The sequence below is a fragment of the Erythrobacter sp. genome (genome assembly GCF_023653175.1).
In the GTDB taxonomy this organism is placed as follows: domain Bacteria; phylum Pseudomonadota; class Alphaproteobacteria; order Sphingomonadales; family Sphingomonadaceae; genus Erythrobacter.
Genome location: NZ_JAMNXL010000055.1, coordinates 1 through 19,077 on the forward strand (window position 1 = coordinate 1; position 19,077 = coordinate 19,077).

The window sequence follows — 19,077 nt, forward strand, 5'->3', positions numbered from 1 at the left end:
CAGACCGGCGGTGATCTGGCCGAGCGTCGCCAGCCGGTTGGCTTGCTGCAATTGTTCGCGCAGGGCCGAGGTCTGCGCCGCGACGCGGGCCGCGGCGCGCGCTTCGCGGTTGCGTTGCCATTGCCACGCCCCGGCCGCAGCCAGCAGCAGCAGCGCCAGCGCGAGCACCCCCGCCAGCCGACCATTCGCCAGCGCCACCGACATGCGCGGCGAGGGGTCGGCGAGCAGATGCAGCTCCCATCCCACCGGGGCAATCGGCTGGATTTTCTCGATCAGCCGCACCGGCGAGATGCCGCCCGGCTGTTCAAAGGGCTCAGGCTCGGCGACGCCGAACCGCACCGCGTCGCGCGCCGGATCGCGGCTGGCGGCCCGCGCGGTGCCGGTCACTGCGCGGAACCGCCAGTCGGGATCGCTGGCAAGCAGCACTATCCCACCGGGATCGGTGACGAACACGCCGTCCTCGGCATTGCGCCACTTGGCCTCGAGGCTGTCGAATTCTACCTTGACCGCCACGACGCCGAGCGGGCGGTCGGGCGGGCCGACGCGTTGAGCAAGATAGAGCCCCGGGCGCCGACTGACCGTGCCCAGCGCGAATTCGGCATGGGTTCCCCCGGCCAGTGCCCCGGCGAAGTAGTCGCGAAAGCCGTAATTCGAGCCGATGAAACTGTCGGGCCGATCCCAGTTGCTCGATGACAGCGTCATCCCGCGTGCGTCCATCAGGTAGATCGCGGCAGCGCTGGTCTGCTGCGCCAGGGTCGCGAGGCGGCGATTGAGCACGCCTTGCTGCCTGCGATCACCGGCCAGCAGCGCCGCGACTTCGGGATCGGCGGCGAGCACGCGCGGAACGAGGCTGAACTTGTTGAGCTCGCTCTCCAGCCCGGCTGCAAGGATCGCGGCCTGGTTGGTGGCGGCCGTGCGGGTTTCTTCGAGCGCGCTGACCCGCATCGCACGATCGAGCCCGAGCATCGCCAGCGCGGCAATGAGCAGCACCGCGATGCCGGCGATCCCTGCCAGATACCAGCGCCCCAGCCTGCCGCGCATTGCCCGTCCCGCTCCCTCGCCTCGCCCCACCCTTGTGCGCCTTTCCGCACGGCGCGCAAGTATTCTGTGCGGAATTTCGCATCAATGAGCCATTTCTTCCCTCTAACCGACAGAATCGTATAGGAAACGTCGGTCCGGCTCCAAGCCTTGCGGTTATTCCAAAGCGCGCCGAATCTAGGCAGTGGAGAGATGACGATCTGAGGGGGAACCGGCGACCCATGGGTTCGCAAACAGCCACCATGCCTGCGCAGCGCAAGCCGCTTTACCGCCAGCTTTATGTGCAGGTGCTGGGCGCGATCGCGCTGGGTGCGGCGCTCGGCCACTTCGCGCCCGATCTCGGGGTGGCGCTCAAGCCGCTGGGTGACGGGTTCATCAAGCTGGTCAAGATGATCATCGCGCCGGTGATCTTCCTCACCGTCGCCACCGGCATCGCCGGGATGCGCGACATGAAGGCGGTCGGCAGCGTCGCCGGCAAGGCCTTCACCTATTTCCTGTTCTTCTCGACCCTCGCGCTGATCATCGGGCTTGCGGTCGGCAATCTGGTGCGCCCGGGCGAGGGGCTGAACATCGACCCCGCCACACTCGATACTGCCGCAGTCGCCGATTATGCCAAGACCGCCGAGGCGCAGACGATGAGCGGCTTCCTGCTCGGCATCATCCCCGAAACCCTGTTGAGCGCGGTCACCCAAGGCAACATCCTGCAGGTGCTGCTGGTGGCGATCCTCGCCGGGGTGGCGATCGCTGCGACCCGCCCGGCGAGCGATTTGGTGATGGACGTGCTGACCTCGTTCAGCGCAGTGGTGTTCAAGCTCGTCCACATGCTGATGAAGCTGGCGCCGGTGGGGGCGTTCGGCGCGATTGCCTTCACCATCGGCGAATTCGGGCTGGGCAGCCTCGCCAACCTCGCAGCGCTGGTGGCGACTTTCTATCTGACCTCGCTGTCTTTCGTGCTGGTGGTGCTGGGGGCGGTCGGCTGGCTCGGCGGCTTCTCGATCCTCGCGCTGATCCGCTATCTGCGCGAGGAGCTGCTGCTGGTGCTGGGCACCTCCTCGTCCGAGGCCGCCCTGCCGAGCCTGATGGAGAAGATGGAGATTGCCGGGTGCCGCAAGGCGGTGGTCGGCATGGTGGTGCCCACAGGCTATTCCTTCAATCTCGACGGCACCAATATCTACATGACGCTCGCCGCGCTGTTCATTGCGCAGGCGCTGGGGATCGATCTCAGCCTGTCGGAACAGCTGGCGCTGGTGCTGGTGGCGATGGTCAGTTCGAAGGGCGCAGCCGGGGTGACCGGCGCGGGCTTCGTGATTCTTGCCGCGACGCTTTCTGTGGTGCCGAGCGTGCCGGTTGCAGGCATGGCGCTGATCCTCGGCATCGACCGCTTCATGAGCGAATGCCGCGCGCTCACCAATTTCATCGGCAATGCGGTGGCGACGATCATTGTCGCAGGCTGGGAGAAGGCGCTCGACCGCGAGCGGCTGAACGCCGCGCTGGCGGGCAACCCGATGCCGCTCGTGCCCGAAGACAGCGAGCGCCATGAGCGCAGCGGGCCGTTCAGCGAAAACCTCGCCAAGGTGCTGGAGAAGACGCCATGATCCGCGGCCTCGCTCTCGCACTTGCCGCTGTGCTGGCGCTTGTCGCGCCTGCCGCGCTCGTTGCCGGGGAGCAGCCGCGCGAGGAAATCCGCCTGTGGCCCTCCACTCCGCTGGGCAATGGCAAGGTCGAAGGTCCGGAGAAGATTGGCACCGAAGGCGCGGGGCTTGGGGCGGTCTCCAATATCGCCACGCCGCGGATGCGCGTCTGGCGCCCCGCCGTGCCCAACGGCGCTGCGGTGCTGGTGGCAGGCGGCGGCGGTTATTTCCGCATCCAGCTCAAGAAGGAAAGCACGCCTGCCGCCGGATGGCTCGCCGCGCAGGGCTTCACCGTGTTCGAGTTGATTTACCGCCTGCCCAATGACGGGTGGGACGCCGCCGCCCCCTTCATGGACGCGCAGCGGGCGATGAAGATCATCCGCACCCGCGCTGGCGAATTCGGCGTCGACCCCAAGCGGATCGGGATCATGGGCTTTTCCGCCGGTGGGCATCTGGCGGGCTTCACTGCCTACCAGCCGGATCGCGCTCTTTATGAGGGTAAGGACCGCTTCGAGGCGGTTTCGGCTCGGCCCGATTTTGCGGTGCTGCTGTTCCCCGTCGTCACCCTGCGCAAGCCTTACGATACCACCCGCACCCGGCGCGAGATCGTAGGCGAGAAGGCCAGCGAGAAGGCCGAGATCGCTTGGTCGCTCGACACTTATGCCGGCAAGGACGCGCCGCCGACGATCATCTTCGCTGCCGCCGACGATCCGACCACGCCGCCGGGGCACGGCATCCTGTTGTTCCAGACCCTGGTGGCCGCCGGGGCGAGCGCGGAGCTGCACCTGTTCCGCGACGGCGGCCATGGCTGGGGGCTGGGCCGGCCCGAACAAGTCATCAGCCAGTGGCCCGGGCTCTTCACCCATTGGGCTCAATCATTGCAAATAATCGAAAAACGGGGAGAATAACCATGTCCACCACTTTCCTGAGCAGGCTTGCCCTGATGTGCACCGGCAGCATGATCGCCGCCGCGAGCGTCACCGCGCCCGCCTTGGCGCAGCAGGCCGACGCGCCTCCGCCGGCCGAGGCCGAGGAAGACGTCAGCCGCGAGATCATCGTCACCGGCACCCAGATTCAGGGCGCCAAGATCAATGACGTGCTGCCCGTCACCGTGGTGGACGAGGTCGACATCGCCAATATCGCCGCAACTTCGGGGGATGAGCTGTTCCGCGCTATTCCGCAGGCGGGCGGGGTGGCCTTCAACGAACAGAACGACACCACCGTCAACAATGCGCGCGGCGATGCCGCCTCGATCAACCTGCGCGATCTGGGGACCGGCAACACCCTGGTGCTGATCAACGGGCGCCGGATGGTGCTGAACCCCGGCTTCCAGACCGAACTGCTTGTCCCCGTCGTCAGCCCCGACACCAACGAGATCGCGCCGGGCTCCGTGCGCCGCATCGAAGTGCTGCGCGACGGCGCCTCGGCGATCTACGGCGCGGATGCGGTGGCAGGCGTGGTCAACACCGTGCTGCGCGGCAACCGCAAGGGCGGCTTCATCGAAGGCGAGTTCCGCACCTCTGAAGGCACCAGCCTCGACACCTATTCGGTCGCTGGCGGTTACGGCTTCGACTTTGCCGGGGGCAAGGCCAACCTGACCGTCTATGGCGGCTATTTCCACGAGACCGGCCTGCCCAATTCCGAGCGCGCCTATGCCGCCGACGACAACCGCAGCGCGCTGGTGGTCGGCACCCCGTTCGAAGGCGACACCCAGTTCAACAACCGCAATACATTCGGCCCCTTCGGCCAGTTCGACATTCAGGCGCCGACCAACCGCACGCCGCTTGCCGATGACGATTTCTACCTTCAGCCCAGCACCTTCACGGGTTGCCGGATCGATCTGGGCAACGGGCTCTGCGCCCGTCCCGGGATCACGCCCGACGTGGCGGTGCGCTACAACACCAATTTCGGCGGCACGCTGATCAGCGAGAAGACCCGCTACAATGCCATGGGCCTTTTGAGCTACGAATTCTCCAGCAGCCTCGAGGCCTATTTCGAAGGCAGCTACTACCGTTCGGAGAGCGAGCGCTTCATCACCCCTGCCGCGATCCTCAGCGCGGTGCCGGTGGGGATCAGCCGCAATGCCTATTGGAACCCCTTCGGCCCGGTGACCTTCCCCGGCGGCGCGGCCAATCCCAACCGCATCCCCGGCACGACCATCCCCACCACCGGCGCGGATGTGATCATGGAGCGTTACCGCTTCGTCGATGCCGGCAATCGCTCCGTCAACGTGACCAAGGACTCCTACCGCCTCGTCGCCGGCCTGCGCGGCAATTTCGGCGCGTGGGATTTCGACACCGGCTTCGTCTATTCGGAGGCCCGCACCACCGACCTCGAAGGCAACCGCGTCTCGCTGACGCTGCTGCAGCAGGCGATCAACCAGTCTACGCCGCAGGCCTACAACCCGTTCAACGGCGGCTGCGTCACCGGCGATCCGGGAAATGGCGATTGCACCCCCAATCCGGCAAGCAGCATCGACCCGTTCCGGATCGAAGTGTTCCGCAAGGGCGGCACTACGCTGGCTTTGGCCGACTTCAAGGTCAGCAATGCGAGCCTTTTCACCCTGCCGGGCGGCGATGTCGGCATCGCAGCCGGGATCGAGTGGCGGCGCGAGACCTTCTTCGATGATCGTGACCCGCGGCTCGACGGCACCATCACCTGGACCGACAGCGTCATTCCGGGCGTGACCTTCGGCAGCGACGTGGTCGGCACCAGCCCTTCGCCCGACACCAGCGGTGTGCGCAATGTGTGGTCGGCCTTTGCCGAAACCTTCGTGCCGCTGGTGAGCGAGGACATGGATATTCCGCTCGTCTCCGCGCTCAACCTGCAACTGGCCGGGCGGCTCGAGCATTTCGACGACATCAACCAGACCGCGATCGTCCCGCGCGTTGCCGCCTCGTGGACGACAATCCCGGGCGTGACCTTCCGCGGCGCCTGGTCGCAAGGCTTCCGCGCGCCCAACCTGGTGCAGGTCAACGACGAGGGCACCACCCGCTCGAACACCCGCGACGACTTCGTGATCTGTCAGGCGCAGGTCGAGAAGGGCCAGCTCTCCGGCCTCGGCGTGTGTCCGGGCGAGGGCGTGATCAGCTTCCGATCGGGCACCGACCAGCTCGAGCCCGAGGATAGCGAGAGCATCAATCTGGGCGTCGTGCTCGAACCCGGCTTCATCCCGGGCCTGACCCTGACGGCCGATTACTGGCGCGTGAAGCAGACCGGCCTCGTCGGCACTTTCGGCGATGACAACGCGATCGCGCTCGATCTGCTGCGGCGGCTCAATGGCGGCAGCAATCCCAACGTGATCCGCGCCGCGCCCACGGCCGAACAGATCGCGCTGTTCACCGGCACCAGCCTTGCCCCGGCGGGCGAGATCATTCAGGTGCTCGACCCCTATCTCAACCTCGACAGCCGAGTGTCGAGCGGCTGGGACTTCGGCCTGTTCTACAACGTGCCCGATTTCGGCGCGGGCGATATCCGGCTGCGATTCAACGCGGCGCGGCTGGAGAGCTTCGTCCAGTCGGCCGGCACCGACGGGCAGGAACTGCTCGACGGGATCGCCGCCGGGGCGCTGCCGCCCGAAGTGGTGGTGGGCGGCCTTGGCCAGCTGCTCGAGATCGAGGGGCGGCCCAAGTGGCGCTTCAGCGGCTCGGTCAACTGGGGCATGGGCCCGGTCGATGTCGGGCTATTCGCGCAATATGTGGGCCAGGTCTGGGACACCAGCGTCAGCCGCGATCTGCCGTTCACCTCGGATGATCCCAACATCAACTTCTTCCGCGTCGACGATTTCCTGACCTTCAACCTCAACGTTGCCTATACCTTCGAGAAGGGCGCGCTGGATGGCACCCGCATCCGGCTCGGGGTCAACAATATCTTCGATGAGGATCCGCCGCTGGCGGACGAGGATCTCGGCTACTTCAGCGCGCTGCACTCGCCGCGCGGGCGGGTGTTCCGGGTCGAACTGCGCAAGACCTTCTGATAGGCCGCTCGTCCATGGGCATCGCAGTGCGATACGTATGGGCCGGCCTCTCCCTGCTGGCGGCGGCATGTGCCGGGGCGCCGCCGCCGCCAGCGGGGATCGCAGCACGGACTGGTGAGGCGGAGGCCAGTGCGGCGTGCAGCACGCCTGCAGTCACCATCGCTTTCGATTTCGACGGCGCACCGCCGCACGCTTGCGTGGTGACGGGGGAGCGCGCTTTCACCCTGCTCGTCACTCCCGAACACGTCCCGCCGATCAACCCTAGCCCGTGGTATGCCTTTCGCTACGCCGCAGCTGGCGATGCTCCGGTGCAGGTGACGCTGCACTATTTGGTGAGCAAGCACCGCTACGCCCCCAAGCTCGCATTGGACGGAGTGTGGCGCGAGATCCCGGCCGAGGTGGGCACGGACGGCAAGAACGCACGCCTCGAACTGCCCGCCGGTGCAGGCGTGGTCACGGCCCAGGAAATCGTCACACCCTCCGATGCCGCCGCCGATCTCGCCCGCTGGAGCGCAGCAAGCGGCGCGGCGGTGTTCACGCTCGGCACCTCGCACGATGGGCGACCGATCCGCGCGATCCGGCTCGGCCGCGTGGACGCGCCGCGGCTCATAATCCTGCTGGGCCGCCAGCACCCGCCCGAAGTGACGGGCGCGATCGCGATGGAAGCTTTCGTCGATACCCTTGCGGAAGGTGCCGCTGCCCTTGGCGATGTGCAGGTGCTGGTCGTCCCGATGCTCAATCCTGACGGGGTGGTGCGCGGGCACTGGCGCGCCAATCGTGGCGGGGTCGATCTCAACCGCGACTGGGGTCCTTTCACTCAGCCCGAAACACGCAGCGTGCGGGCGTGGCTCGGCGCGCTGCCTGCCGGAGTATGCCCGGTGCTGATGGTCGATTTCCACTCGACCGCGCGCAACCTGTTCTATGTCCAGGGCGAAGAGGCGAGCCCGGCGCAGGCGCGGTTCCTCGCCGCGTGGCTCGGCGGGCAGGAGCGGGCCTATGCGGGCTATCCCTTCACGCTCGAACCGCGCAACGCAAACCCGGGCAGCGGGACGGCGAAGAACTGGTTTCAGCAGACCTACAATATCCCCGCCTATACCTACGAAGTCGGCGATACCGCCGACCGCGCAGCGACGCGCGAGGCAGCGCGGGCGCTGGCAGCGCGGATGCTGGATGCGCTGACGCAGCTGGAGGAATGAAGCCGGGCCCTGCGGCCGAGCGGGCACAAGGCCTACTCTCGCTCTCAGTCTATCAGCCGCTTGGCGGAGCCTCGGGGCTTGGCGACATGGTGTTCCCCGGCGGCACAACCAACCGTGTGATGGCCGGCGACGAGCCCCGCGCGTTCGGGGCAGCGGCCACCTTCCGGTTCTGAAGCTGACGAAGAGTGTCTCAGCGCGAGCCGCGGGCGGCGAGCACGCTCGGCACCGTCAGCAGGATGATCCGCATGTCGCGCAGAACAGTGCGGCTGCTCACGTAGCGCACATCGAGCAACACGCGTTCGAAGTAGTGGATGTCGCTCCGCCCCGAGATCTGCCAGAGGCCGGTGATCCCGGGACGCACAAGGCAATAGAGCGCAAAATGCTGGCCGTAGCGCGCCGCCTCTGTCTCCACGATCGGGCGCGGGCCGACGATGCTCATCTCGCCCACCAGCACGTTGAAGAGCTGCGGAAGCTCATCGAGGCTCGAGCGGCGCAGGAAATTGCCGAGCGGCGTCACGCGCGGGTCGTGGGTGAGCTTCTGGCTCTCGGCCCATTCGCGTGCCGCCTCGGGGTCGCGCACGAGGATTTCGGCAAGGCGCGCTTCGGCCCCCACCACCATGGTGCGGAACTTCCAGCAGCCGAAGGTTTTGCCGCCGAGCCCGACACGGCGGTGGCGGAAAAACACCGGGCCGGGGTCGGTGCAGGCGATTGCCGCTGCGATCAGCACCAGCAGCGGCGCGAAGAACACCAGCGCCAAGGCGGCGATGACGATATCGAGCGCGCGCGACAGAGCGGCTGGCGGCCAGTCATTGGAGGTCCTTGCGGTCCGGGGAAGATGGAAGGCGTCTCGCGGTTCGATATACACGGTGCTGCACCCTTTCGGTTCGGCTGGATCATGGTGATCCTGCGTGTTTTCACGGATTTGCGATGAGGCCCCTGCCTGCGCGCGAACTTCCTATTCCCCGCGATCAAAAGAGGCTCTAGATTAGGTTAACAACGTGACGCGCTGACCGCAGGTGGCGGCAGCAAGGCCACGGATTGCCGCAGGGGCAGCGGGCAGGGAGCGGTCACCATGGAAGGCAAGCAGAGTCCCCCCAAGGAGGCAGTGGGCAAGGGCAATGCCGCTCCCCACGCGTACATCCGCCTGCGTCCGCGCCGCAGGCGCAAGCATGGCAGGCGAAAGCAGGCCAAGTTCCCGCAGCCGGTGCGGCTCGCGCTATGGCTGGGACTGCCGATCGGCTTGTGGGCCGCGATCTACGCGTTCATCCAGCTGTTCCAGTGACGGCGCGGCTGGTGCCGCGGGCCAATCCGGAAGGGCAGGGGAAGGCGGGGCTTCGCAGGGGAAGGTCTCCTGCAGGCTGGCGACGATCACCGATGCGGCCTGCGCCTCGGTGAGCGAGGGATTGGCGATCAGATAGGCCTCGAAGGTGTCCGCGAGCCGCCCTAGGGTTAGGCCCGAGGGCAGGCACGGGTCGCCCGAACCGATCCACACCCGATATGAGCGCGCCGCATCGGCGACCGCGCCGAGATAGGCGAAGCAAAAGCTGCGCGCGAAGCTGGAATTCTCGCGGCATTTGCGCAGGAGGTTGCCGGCGGACTCGAACCCCGCGACAGCCTCGGCGCCGCTGCCCTGCGCCTGCGCGGGCGCCGCGGGCAGCAGCGCGAGGCTGCCGATGGCGAGACAGGCGATGGCGGTCCCCCGGCGGCAGTTCACGGTGTGCCGCCGCTCGCCTTGGTTGCCATGGGCAAGGGCCGCGCACGGAACGGAGCGGGGGGTGCAGGCGGCAATGGCAGGGGGGCGGCCGGCACCGCCACTGATCCGGCGAGCGCGGCGCCGTCAGTCGGCACGCCGAGGCCGGGCAGCGCGGTGTCCTGCGCTCCGGCAGGAAGCGCACGCGGCGTCCATGCAGCAATCAGTGGCTCGCGTCCGGTATAGCCTTGTTTGAAGGCCCCCGGCGTCCCGTTCGTGCCGCGCCAGCGGTAGAAGATATGGCGACCGATCTGCCCCGCCTTGTCGAGCGTGCTGCTCCAGTAGGGCATCACGTAATCGGCGTGGTAGTGGGTGGCGAGGCCGACTTCCGGGGAGACCGCTCCGCCGAGCGCCGCCTTGGCGACGCGGTTGGCGCGTGCCCACAGGTCCGGCATGGGCGCGCGGGCGCGCGAGCCGTCGCAGGTGAAGGTGAACTGGCAGCCGGTTGAGCGTTCCTGCCCCTGGAACACCACGCCGCAGACATTGTCGGGATAGGCGGGGTGGCGCACACGGTTGAGCACCACCTGGGCAATGGCGCGCTGGCCGGCCTCGGGTTCGAGCGCGCCTTCGTAATAGATCGCCTCGGTCAGGCAGGTCTCGGCGCGCAGGGCGCTCGCGGCATCGCCGTAGCTGGCGATGAACGGCGCCGGGGGACCGACCGCAAGATCCTGTGCGGACCCCTCGGGCTGACGCTCGAAGGGCGAAGGCGCGCCCGGGACGAGCGCGGCGATGCCAGCAAAGGCACTTCCGGACTGCCCCTGCGGCGCCGGGAGCACCGGCACCAGCAGCAGCGCGAGCACGCCCGCTGCGCCGGCCAGCCGAATGCCGAGCACGCCGCCGCGGCGCGGGGCGCGCTGCGGGGGTGAAGGCAGGCTCAGGGCAGTGGCGGCGGTGACCATAAGCGGTACGCTGCTCCTTTGGAAAAACGGACGGGTGTGCGGCGCGCCAGCGAGGGCGGGTGCGTCACGCGGCGAGGCGATGCACTGCGTCCTCGGCCTCCGCATTAACCTCGGTTCGAAATGCGGGGAGCCGGGGGGCGCGCGCGACACGCAGTGCCGTGCGCGCGCCCTCTCACGCTCAGGCCGCCATCTCGCGGAAGGCGCTGTGACTCTTTTGCAGACTCTCGTAGTCGCCCGAGCCTTCGACCCGTCCGTCCTTGAGGTAGTAGAGCACTTCGCAGCCGCGCACGGTCGACAGACGGTGCGCGATCATTACCACGGTGCGGGTGCCCTTCATCCCCTCGACCGCCTCGATCACCGCGCGTTCGGTGGTGTTGTCGAGCGCGCTGGTCGCCTCGTCGAGGATCAGGATCGACGGATCGTGGTAGAGCGCGCGGGCGATGCCGATTCGCTGGCGCTCGCCGCCCGAGATGCGCACGCCGCTCTCGCCCACCAGCGTGTCGAGGCCGTCGGGCTGCCGGTCGATGAAGGGGCCGAGCTGGGCAAGGCGGATCGCGGCGGCAAGCGCCTCCTCGTCGACCGCGCGGTCCTCGATCCCGAGCGCGATGTTGCGGCGGATCGTGTCGTCGAGCAGGTAGATCGACTGCGGGACATAGCCGACCTGGCGGCGCCAGGCACGCAACTCGCGCTCGCCCAGCCGGTGGCCATCGACCACCAACCCGCCGCGCTCCGGGGCGACGAGGCCGAGCAGAACGTCGACGACGGTCGATTTGCCCGCCCCGGTGGTGCCGACAAGGCCTACCGCGCTGCCGACCGGGATGGTGATGTCGATGTCCTTCAGTGCATGGTCGGCCGCGCCCTCGTAGCGGTGCCAAACGCCCTCTAGCGCGATCGCCCTGTGCGGCCGCGCTGCGGAAGGCGCTGTCTCGCGCGGCGGGGCATCGCCGAGCAGCGCCAGATCGCGCACGATGGGATCAATCGCGACGAGGCTGTAGCGCAGGTCCGCGAACTGGTTGAGCGCTGCGCTCGATGCCTCGCGCAGGCGCACGAGACCGACCACGAACAGCGAGAGCGTGACAAGGATGCTCTCGGTCGTGCGGCCCTGCAGCACCAGGCCGACGGCGAGCGCCAGGAGCCCGGTCATAGCCACCATCTCGGATGCCGGCGGGATGATCTTCATGATCAGCAGCTTGAAGCCATGCGCGCGCGTCACCTGCCCGACCGCGTCCATCACCTTGCCGGTGAAGAAATCCTCGCGGCCCAGCGTGCGGATTTCCTTGATGCCGCCGAAGGCCTGCATGAGGTTCTGGTTGAACGACTTGCGGCCCTGCTGCTGCACGAGGCCATAGCGCCGCAGCCGCCCGGTGACCCCGCGCAGTGCGGCAAATCCGATGAGGCCGAGGAACAGGATCCAGGCGATCGTGATGAGAGGCTCGACGAAGAGGAGGAAGCCCAGCACCGCGATCACGATCACCATGCGGGTGCACAGTTCGAGGATGGTGCTGATCACGCTGTAGCACACCGTCAGCACTTCCTGGTCGACATTGCGCAGCAGTTCGGAGCGGTTGCGGGCCAGGAAGAAGTGGTAGGGCGCGGCCATGTAGGCGCGCATCAGCCGCCCGGAAATCGCGATGCGGCGGTTGGAGACGTAGCGGATCTGCGCCCAATAATTGAATGCTAGGAACCCGTTCTTGACCGCAAAAATGCCGAGCAGCGCGGCCGCGCCCCAGATCACCAGCTCGCTGCTGTCGAGGCCTGCCGTCAAAGGGCCCAGCAGCGGGCCGATCAGCGGCAGGCGCAGCATCGCCTCGCGGTCGACCACAGCGCTGACGAAGGCGGGCACTGCGGCAAGGCCCGCGATCTCGAGGAGAGCGCCGACCAGCATCATGCCGAACAGGATGGCGGCATTGAACCGCTCGCGCGGGGAGAGGAGGGCGAGGAGGCCGCGGAGCGGGCTCCGCGAACCTGCCTCGTCCTCGGGGAGGCGCATGGCGACGGGTGCGGGCAGGGGGGCGTTCATGCCGGGCTCGTCACGCTGCGCGGGGTGGCGGCTAATGGCGGCACGGCGGCGGAGCTGCCGTAGCCACGGGCAGGGGAGCTCCGCGTGCGGGCCCGGAGCGCGTCGTCCCACAGATCGGTGAGCAGGTGCTTGTGGCGCGCGATGTCGGACTTGCGCGCCTGCTCGAAGCCGCGCTCGCGCATTTCCTCGGGCACGGGGGCCGAGACGATGGCGGGCAGTTCGTCGACCGAATCGTAGAGAATTCCCGCGCCCTCTCCGACATATTGGACAAGGTCGGGGCGCAGCATCGGCATGCACACCCCGACGCCGGCGGCCTGGGCCTCGGCGATCGCCACCGGCCAGCCGACGCCAGGGGCGTCGGCATCGGCGGTGTAGACCAGCCAGCGGTGGCGCTTGTATTCGTGCGGCATCGCCTCGGGCTCTACCGGGCCGACAAAGCTGACGCCCGCGCCCAAGGTGGCGCTGCGCTGCTTGAGCCAATCGGTGCGCTGGTCCATCGCATAGAGGTTGAAGCTGCGTCCCGGAACCATGCAGGCGAGCCGCAGGAAATCGGGCATGGCGCGCTTGGGCGAACACAGCCCGACATTCATCACCGCATCCCCGTTGGGGCCGCGGTCGTGGAAATGATCAAAGCGCATCACGGGAAAGCAATCGACCAGCTTCGCCTCGCAGGCGCCGGCCCGGATCAGCCACGGCCGCGCGAAGGGGAAGGCGAGGACGCCGAGGCACAGCTCGCTCTCCATCGCTGCAAGTCCGTCGCGCAGCCACGCCGCACGGCCCGGCGGCGGCGCGCCGCGCAACAGCCGGGCGATCCGCCCGCCGATGCCCGGCGGGCGCAGCGCGAGCGTGTCGAAGGAATGGGCGCGCAAGGTGAAGGGCACCCCGGTGCGGCGCGAGACCTCGCCGATGAAGCCGAGTTCGGTGAGGTAATGGGCGTGGATCAGATCGGGCTGGAAGGCCTCGACCGCGGCGATGCACTCCGCCAGGTCGCGCGCCGCGGCATGGGGGCGGTGGTTGGCATAGGCATGGGCAGGCGCGCGGCGGGTGACAATGCCGATCTCGTAATCGACCTCGATAGCCTCGATCTCGTTCTTGATCGCGGTTTGCCCTGCGCGTGGGTACTCGGTGAGCAGGAACAGCACCCGCGCACGGTGCGAGGCGGGGCCTGATGCGCGCGGGCGAGGAAGAGGGTTTGTCGTCATGGGCACTCCCGTGGCCAGGGATGGGTCGTCGGCGACTTCGTGGATGCAGCGGACAAGCGGCGCCGCAGAGCGCGGGTCGTTATTGTGCTGCGAGTGCGAAAAGACAGGCTTGCCGGGGGCGAGGCCACTAAGCAGGTTAGGGACGCATCGCAGGGCAGCGGTCAGACAGGCGTGCATGACAGACCTCTCGCTCCGGACGCCCGCCTCGACCCGGCCGCAGCCCGCGCGCCGGGTCTCGATCATCATGCCCACCCACAACCGCGCGCACCTGATCGGCGAGAGCATCGCATCAGCGCTGGGGCAGAGCACCGCGCCGTTCGAGATCATCGTGGTGGATGACGGATCCACCGACCAAACCCCTGATGTACTTCGCTCTTTTCACGATCGCGTGACGGTGCTGCGGCAGGACAATGCGGGCAAATCGGCGGCGCTCAACCGCGGGATTGCGGCGGCGCGCGGGGACTATTTGCTGGTGCTCGACGATGACGACCTGCTCCCGGAGGGGGCGCTGGCCGCCCATGTCGCCGCGCTCGAGGCGGCGCCTGCGGCGGGGTTCTCCTACGGACGGTTCGCCCGATTTTCCGGTCAAGGCGTGGATGCACCGGCGAGCGAGGACGTCGAGCCCATGCCCCAGCCAGGCGAGAAGCGCCTGCTGGTGCAACTTATGACATGCTGCTTCCTGCCCAACCCCGCGTGGATGGTCCGCCGCGCGCTGCAGTCGTCGGCGGGCCCCTACCGCACCGATCTGCCGCGCGGGCAGGATTACGAGATGATCCTGCGCATCGCCCGCGCCGCGCCCGGGGCCTTTGCGGGCGGGCTGACGCTCTACCAGCGCAAGCACGTCGGCGCGCGGATGACGAGCCGCGGCGCGGTGGTCGCGAAGGACACGGTCGCAGGATGGATCGATGCCGAGCGCGCGATCTTCACCGCAATCGACGCGCAGTGGAGCGATGCCGATTTCCGCCCCTTTCCCGGCCTCGCCGAAGGCGCCGAAGCCGAGCGCCTCGCGGTTCTCCAGCGCGCGGTGATCCTGTTCATGCGCAAGCTCCACGAGCCGGCCGCGCGCCACTTCGCGCGCTATGCCGCCATGCCGCGGGCCGATGCGCCGGGCGAGCGCGAATTGGCGGTTGCGGGCGATCTGCTTGGCGCGCGCTACGGGATCGGCGAGATTGTAGACGGCTCGCTCGATCCGGCGCTGCTGGCGGGGCTCGGCCTGCCGCAGGCGCTGCGCCGGGCCATGGCGCGCCAGCTACCGTGGCGGCTGCGCGAGACGCTGGCCGAGGGGCGGATCGGCGATACGGCGCGGCTGCTGGGCTGGGGACACCGCGCCTTCGGCAGCGCGGCGCTGCTGGGCGCAGCTGGGGGGCGGCTCGAGAATCTCGCCCGCCGCGCCAGCGCCTCCTAGACCGGGCGGCTCAGAAAAACCGTTCCGCCACCCGGATCGTGTCGCCCGGGCGCACCGGGAACGAGGGCGTCTCGCGCAGATCGACCAGCATTTCGCGCGTGTCGGTGGCGCGCTTCAGGAACACCTTGCGGCTGTTGGCGCGGTAGGTGAAGCCGCCCGCGGCCGCGACCGCCTGCTCGACCGTCAGCCCGACCGCGAAGTCGTATTGCCCCGGCCGTGCGACCTCGCCGAGGATGTAGAACGGGCGATAATTGATGATCTCGGCGCTGACCCGGGGATCGGCGATGTAGCCGCTGCCGAGGCGGGTGGTGAGCTCGGTCTGCAGATCCTCGACCGTGCGCCCGGCGACCGGGATGTTGCCGATCAGCGGGAAGGACACGTCGCCCGCGCCGGTCACGCCATATTCGCCGGTCAGCGTCTCCTCGCCGTAGACGGTGATGCGCAGCTTGTCGCCCGGCCCGAGGGTATAGACCCGCGCATCGTCGACCAGCCGGGCGCGCGGCGCATCGCCGCCTCCAGAGCAGGCGGCGAGCAGCAGCAGCAGGAGGGTGGCGAGACAGGCGGGAAGGCGGCGCGCAAGCATCATGCAGGGGTCCTTTGCGATTTGGAAGAGGGGCGGCGTACGGGGCGCCGGGGAGCGAGGGCCGGGGCAGCCTGCGGCGCGGCAAGCGGCAGCGCGGCAAGGGCGGCAACCAATGCGGTCAGCAGCACGGTTTCCATCAGGAAAGGGCCGACAACCAGTTCGGTACGAACCCGCAACAGGATGATGAACAGCGTCGCGACCGCAAAGGCGCGCGGCGCATCGATTGCAGCGACCAGCAGCAGCACGCTACGCAAAGCGGCATAGGCGAGCGGCAACAGGAACAGCACGAGGCCGATGATGCCCAGATCGGCCAGCAGCTCGCGAAAAGTGTCGTGGAAGTGGAAGGCGCGGCCGTCCGTCTGACCGTTCCTCGCCAGCAGCCCCTTGCCCTTGGGGCCGAGCCAGATCGCCTTGTAGCCGTGGCCCACCACAGGCGCCTGGCGGATCAGGCTGTCGGCCTCTTCCCACAGCAATGTGCGCCCTGTGAGGCGCTGATCCTTGCCGAGCACGTCAGTCTGGATAATTGAGATCTCGCGCTCGATCTGCGGCAGGGCAACGGCTGCCGGGATAGCGAGCAGCGCAGCGGCGACCAGCGCGAACAGCCGCCCGCCGCGCCCCAGCAGCGCAGCCAGCGCCAGCAGGCCAAGCAGCCCCGCCAGCACCACCGCCGAAACCAGCGCGGTCGCCGAATCCCCCTGCACGATCAGGAATGCCGCCGGCACCAGCGCCAGCGCGGCAGCGATCCGCGTGAGCGGGCGATCCGCGCTCGAGGCCATCACGCACAGCGACGACCCCAGCCAGAACAGCGCAAAATAGCTTATCTGGTTCTTCGAGCCCGCAAGCCCGATCAGCACCGGCCCGCCTTCCGACATGCCGCCGCGCCCGCTCGCAAGCCCGGCAAGGCAGGCGATGGTGGTGCCGATGAACACTGCCAGTACCAGCTCGCGCAAGGTGAGCAGGCGGCCGAGCGCGACGCCCATCACCGCCGTCACCACCAGCTGGAGGCCGTAACGCAGCGAGATGGCGGGCACGTCCGACCACAGCACCGAGGCGGCCGCGAACAGCGCCAGCGCCAGCAGCGGCAGGCCCGCCAGCAGCAGCCGCGGCACGCGCCGCCAGCGCAAGCTCAGGATCGCGGCGAGGCACGCCAGCTGCACCACCGTCGCCGCCGGGCCCAGGGCAGGGGCAGCAAGAGCAGCGATGATTGCCGCTGCCAAGCCGGTGACCGGCAGTCGCTCGAACCCGAAGGGCTCGCTGCCTGCGGGCATCGTGCTGGGATGATCGGCGGCAAGCAAAGGGGGCGCGCTCCGTGAGAGGGGTGGCGGGATGCGCGCGACACTCGCCGATCACCCGCGCCGGATCGCTCACACAGGTTACTGACCTGCCGCAAAGGCGGTCCGTCTTAGGGCGCGATCAGGAAGCGCCGACGCGGGGCGGGGGGAGGAACGCGCAGCAGCGCGAGTTTGTCGCGCGCCACGCCGAGCCCGGCATCGAGCAGCAGCCGTGGCCGGTCGCTATGCGTGATCAGCGCGCGCACCAGCCCGCTCTGGCGCTTGGCATCGAGGAAGTGGCGGTGGTGCCAGCGCTGCGCGGTCTGCGCACGGTGCGCGAGCAGCACCGCGCGTTCCTCGCCGGCGAACTTGCCTGCCAACATCCGGTCATCGGCAGCAACCAGCGCGGCAAGATCCTCGGCCGAATGCCGGGCGCTCAGCGAATCCGCGCGCTCGATCGCAACATAGCCGCAGGTCGCCACCAGCCGGAACCGCGCGCCGGCCAGCAGCATCCGGGCATAGAGGTCGAAATCCTCGCCGAGCCGCATCCGCGCGTCATAGCCGAGGCCGTGGCGTTCCAGAAACGCGCGGCGCATCACCGGCTTGAGGAACCCGAGCTCGCCGCGCGGCCGCCCGGCTTGCGAAATATTGGCCGCCACGAAGCGCGTGAAGGACATGCGCTCGGCAATGCCCCCGGTCGCAAAGGCGGCAAGGCTGGTGAAATCCCTGGCCTCCTCGGGCGCGACGAAGATGATGTTGTCGGCCGACATGTCCCAGTCACCCGCCGGATCGGCGAGCGCCGCGAAGCGGCCCGGGAGGATCGCGTCGTCTGCGTCGAGCACCGCAACCAGCGGCGCGTTCGATCGCGCCAGCGCGAGGTTGCGCGCGGCAGCAGGGCCAAGGTTGCGGCGCGCGCGGTGCACGGAAAGCCGCCCGCTACCGTCATCGGCGCGCCTTGCCGCGGCGGCGGTCGCATCCTGCGAGGCATCGTCGATCACCACCACCTCGGCGACCTCGGGCTCGGCCAGCGCCGAGGAAACCGCGCGGCCGATCGTGTCAGCCGCATTCATTGCCGCGATGATCACGCAGACTTTGTCCATGCCGCTGCCTTTGTCGGGTGCCTGTGGGGGTGTGCGTGCTCTGCGCGATGGGGCTGGGCAGTGCACTAACCTCGTTAAGGTCGCAGCAGCCCCGATCCGGCCTATCGCCGCCCGCGCCCCGTTCGCCGCCTTTCACGAAAGCGACCCGCCGCCATGCTCGCCCCTGCCGCCGGCCCTCCCGAACCGCTCGTCTCGCTGCTTATGGTGGCGAGGAATGCTGCTGCGCATATCGACGCCGCGCTGGTCTCGTGCCGCCGCCAGAGCCTTGCGCAGATCGAGATTGTGGTGGTCGATGACGGATCGACGGACGCCACGGGCGCGATCATCGCCCGCCACGCCGCGGAGGATGCGCGGGTGATCGCGGTGCGCGGGCACGGCAAGGGGCTCGCCGCGGTGCGCAATCTTTCGATCACTGCGGCGGCCGCGCCCTGGGGGGCGATCATCGACAGCGACGACATCCTCCACCCGCGCCATGTCGAGCGGTTGCTGGGGTTGGCGCGGCGCCGGGGCGCGGACATGGCGGCGGCGAACATGATTTCCTTCGGCCGCGACATGTCGCCCGCGCTCTTCGCGTCAGGGCCTGAGTGGGTGCAGGAGCGGATGATCGGCCATGCCGAATTCCTCGAAAGCGGCCGGCTCGACCGTCCCGGGATGCAGCTTGGTTACCTCAAGCCCCTTCTGCGGCTGGAGGCGCTGCGCCGGCACGCCATCGCCTATGACCTGCGCCTCAGGATCGGCGAGGACTGGGATCTTGTCGAACGCGCGCTCGCTGCAGGACTGACCTATGCCTTCTCGCCCGAGCCAACCTATTACTACCGCCGCCACGCCGCCTCGACCTCGTTCCGCTGGACGGGCGGCGATCTCGCTGCGCTGATCGCTGCCGAGCGCGACCGGTTGGCGCGGGGTCAACCGCGCGCGCTGATCGCGGCGCGGCGAGCGCGGCTGGGCTCGCTCGAGGATGCGCTGGCGCATTGCGAGGCGGTCGGCCAGCTCAAGTCAAGGGCAC

General features: G+C 68.5%; 16 protein-coding genes. 7 read left to right on the forward strand and 9 right to left on the reverse strand.

Annotated elements, in window-relative coordinates:
* A partial coding sequence (locus NBV68_RS08200; RefSeq protein ID WP_296308707.1) for a cache domain-containing protein occupies positions 1-1,041 on the reverse strand: 1,041 nt, incomplete at its 3' end.
* Positions 1,042-1,259: 218 nt separating this feature from the next.
* Between NBV68_RS08200 and NBV68_RS08205 the strand changes: the two genes are divergently transcribed.
* The 5 genes from NBV68_RS08205 to NBV68_RS08225 are packed head-to-tail and all read left to right on the forward strand — an operon-like array spanning position 1,260 to position 8,014.
* Positions 1,260-2,633 (forward strand): dicarboxylate/amino acid:cation symporter, encoded by a 1,374-nt coding sequence (locus NBV68_RS08205; RefSeq protein WP_296308709.1) that lies wholly within the window; start codon positions 1,260-1,262, stop codon positions 2,631-2,633.
* A complete protein-coding gene (locus NBV68_RS08210; protein ID WP_296308710.1) occupies positions 2,630-3,577 on the forward strand; it encodes an alpha/beta hydrolase in 948 nt (315 codons plus the stop codon). Before NBV68_RS08205 ends, NBV68_RS08210 begins: the two co-directional genes overlap by 4 nt.
* Before the next feature lie 2 nt (positions 3,578-3,579).
* On the forward strand, positions 3,580-6,645 hold the full coding sequence (locus tag NBV68_RS08215) for a TonB-dependent receptor (RefSeq protein WP_296308712.1): 3,066 nt from the start codon (positions 3,580-3,582) through the stop codon (positions 6,643-6,645).
* Positions 6,646-6,659: 14 nt separating this feature from the next.
* Positions 6,660-7,841: a M14 family metallopeptidase gene (locus tag NBV68_RS08220; RefSeq protein ID WP_296308713.1), complete on the forward strand. Its 1,182-nt coding sequence runs from the start codon at positions 6,660-6,662 to the stop codon at positions 7,839-7,841.
* Complete coding sequence (locus NBV68_RS08225; protein WP_296308715.1) at positions 7,838-8,014, forward strand: hypothetical protein; 177 nt, start codon at positions 7,838-7,840, stop codon at positions 8,012-8,014. The genes NBV68_RS08220 and NBV68_RS08225 overlap by 4 nt, the downstream gene beginning before the upstream one ends.
* Positions 8,015-8,031: 17 nt before the next feature.
* On the opposite strand, the gene NBV68_RS08230 is transcribed toward NBV68_RS08225, so the two are convergent.
* From NBV68_RS08230 to NBV68_RS08250, 5 genes are all read right to left on the reverse strand, one after another.
* Positions 8,032-8,706 (reverse strand): sugar transferase, encoded by a 675-nt coding sequence (locus tag NBV68_RS08230; protein ID WP_296308717.1) that lies wholly within the window; start codon positions 8,704-8,706, stop codon positions 8,032-8,034.
* Positions 8,707-9,057: 351 nt separating this feature from the next.
* Positions 9,058-9,555, reverse strand: coding sequence for a Rap1a/Tai family immunity protein (locus tag NBV68_RS08235; RefSeq protein ID WP_296308719.1), 498 nt, complete (start codon positions 9,553-9,555; stop codon positions 9,058-9,060).
* The gene (locus NBV68_RS08240; RefSeq protein WP_296308720.1) at positions 9,552-10,490 is read right to left on the reverse strand and encodes a cell wall hydrolase; all 939 of its coding nucleotides are present in this window, start codon (positions 10,488-10,490) and stop codon (positions 9,552-9,554) included. Before NBV68_RS08240 ends, NBV68_RS08235 begins: the two co-directional genes overlap by 4 nt.
* Before the next feature lie 178 nt (positions 10,491-10,668).
* On the reverse strand, positions 10,669-12,510 hold the full coding sequence (locus NBV68_RS08245; protein WP_296308721.1) for an ABC transporter ATP-binding protein: 1,842 nt from the start codon (positions 12,508-12,510) through the stop codon (positions 10,669-10,671).
* Positions 12,507-13,712 carry a glycosyltransferase gene (locus NBV68_RS08250; RefSeq protein WP_296308723.1) on the reverse strand — a complete coding sequence of 402 codons (1,206 nt, stop codon included), beginning with the start codon at positions 13,710-13,712 and terminating at the stop codon, positions 12,507-12,509. The genes NBV68_RS08245 and NBV68_RS08250 overlap by 4 nt, the downstream gene beginning before the upstream one ends.
* A gap of 175 nt (positions 13,713-13,887) precedes the next feature.
* Here NBV68_RS08250 and NBV68_RS08255 point away from each other — a divergent pair, with 175 nt between their 5' ends.
* On the forward strand, positions 13,888-15,117 hold the full coding sequence (locus NBV68_RS08255) for a glycosyltransferase family 2 protein (protein ID WP_296308724.1): 1,230 nt from the start codon (positions 13,888-13,890) through the stop codon (positions 15,115-15,117).
* A 10-nt stretch (positions 15,118-15,127) separates the two neighbouring features.
* Here the strand turns inward: NBV68_RS08255 and NBV68_RS08260 are convergent, their stop codons facing one another.
* The 3 genes from NBV68_RS08260 to NBV68_RS08270 form a co-directional block, all read right to left on the reverse strand.
* Positions 15,128-15,703, reverse strand: a complete 576-nt coding sequence (locus tag NBV68_RS08260) for a polysaccharide biosynthesis/export family protein (protein ID WP_296308725.1) — start codon at positions 15,701-15,703, stop codon at positions 15,128-15,130.
* The gene (locus tag NBV68_RS08265; RefSeq protein ID WP_296308726.1) at positions 15,700-16,968 is read right to left on the reverse strand and encodes an O-antigen ligase family protein; all 1,269 of its coding nucleotides are present in this window, start codon (positions 16,966-16,968) and stop codon (positions 15,700-15,702) included. Before NBV68_RS08265 ends, NBV68_RS08260 begins: the two co-directional genes overlap by 4 nt.
* Positions 16,969-17,102: 134 nt before the next feature.
* On the reverse strand, positions 17,103-18,071 hold the full coding sequence (locus tag NBV68_RS08270; protein ID WP_296308728.1) for a glycosyltransferase: 969 nt from the start codon (positions 18,069-18,071) through the stop codon (positions 17,103-17,105).
* 153 nt (positions 18,072-18,224) lie between these two features.
* Between NBV68_RS08270 and NBV68_RS08275 the strand changes: the two genes are divergently transcribed.
* Positions 18,225-19,077, forward strand: an 853-nt coding sequence (locus NBV68_RS08275) for a glycosyltransferase family 2 protein (protein ID WP_296308730.1), incomplete at its 3' end; no start/stop codon positions are given.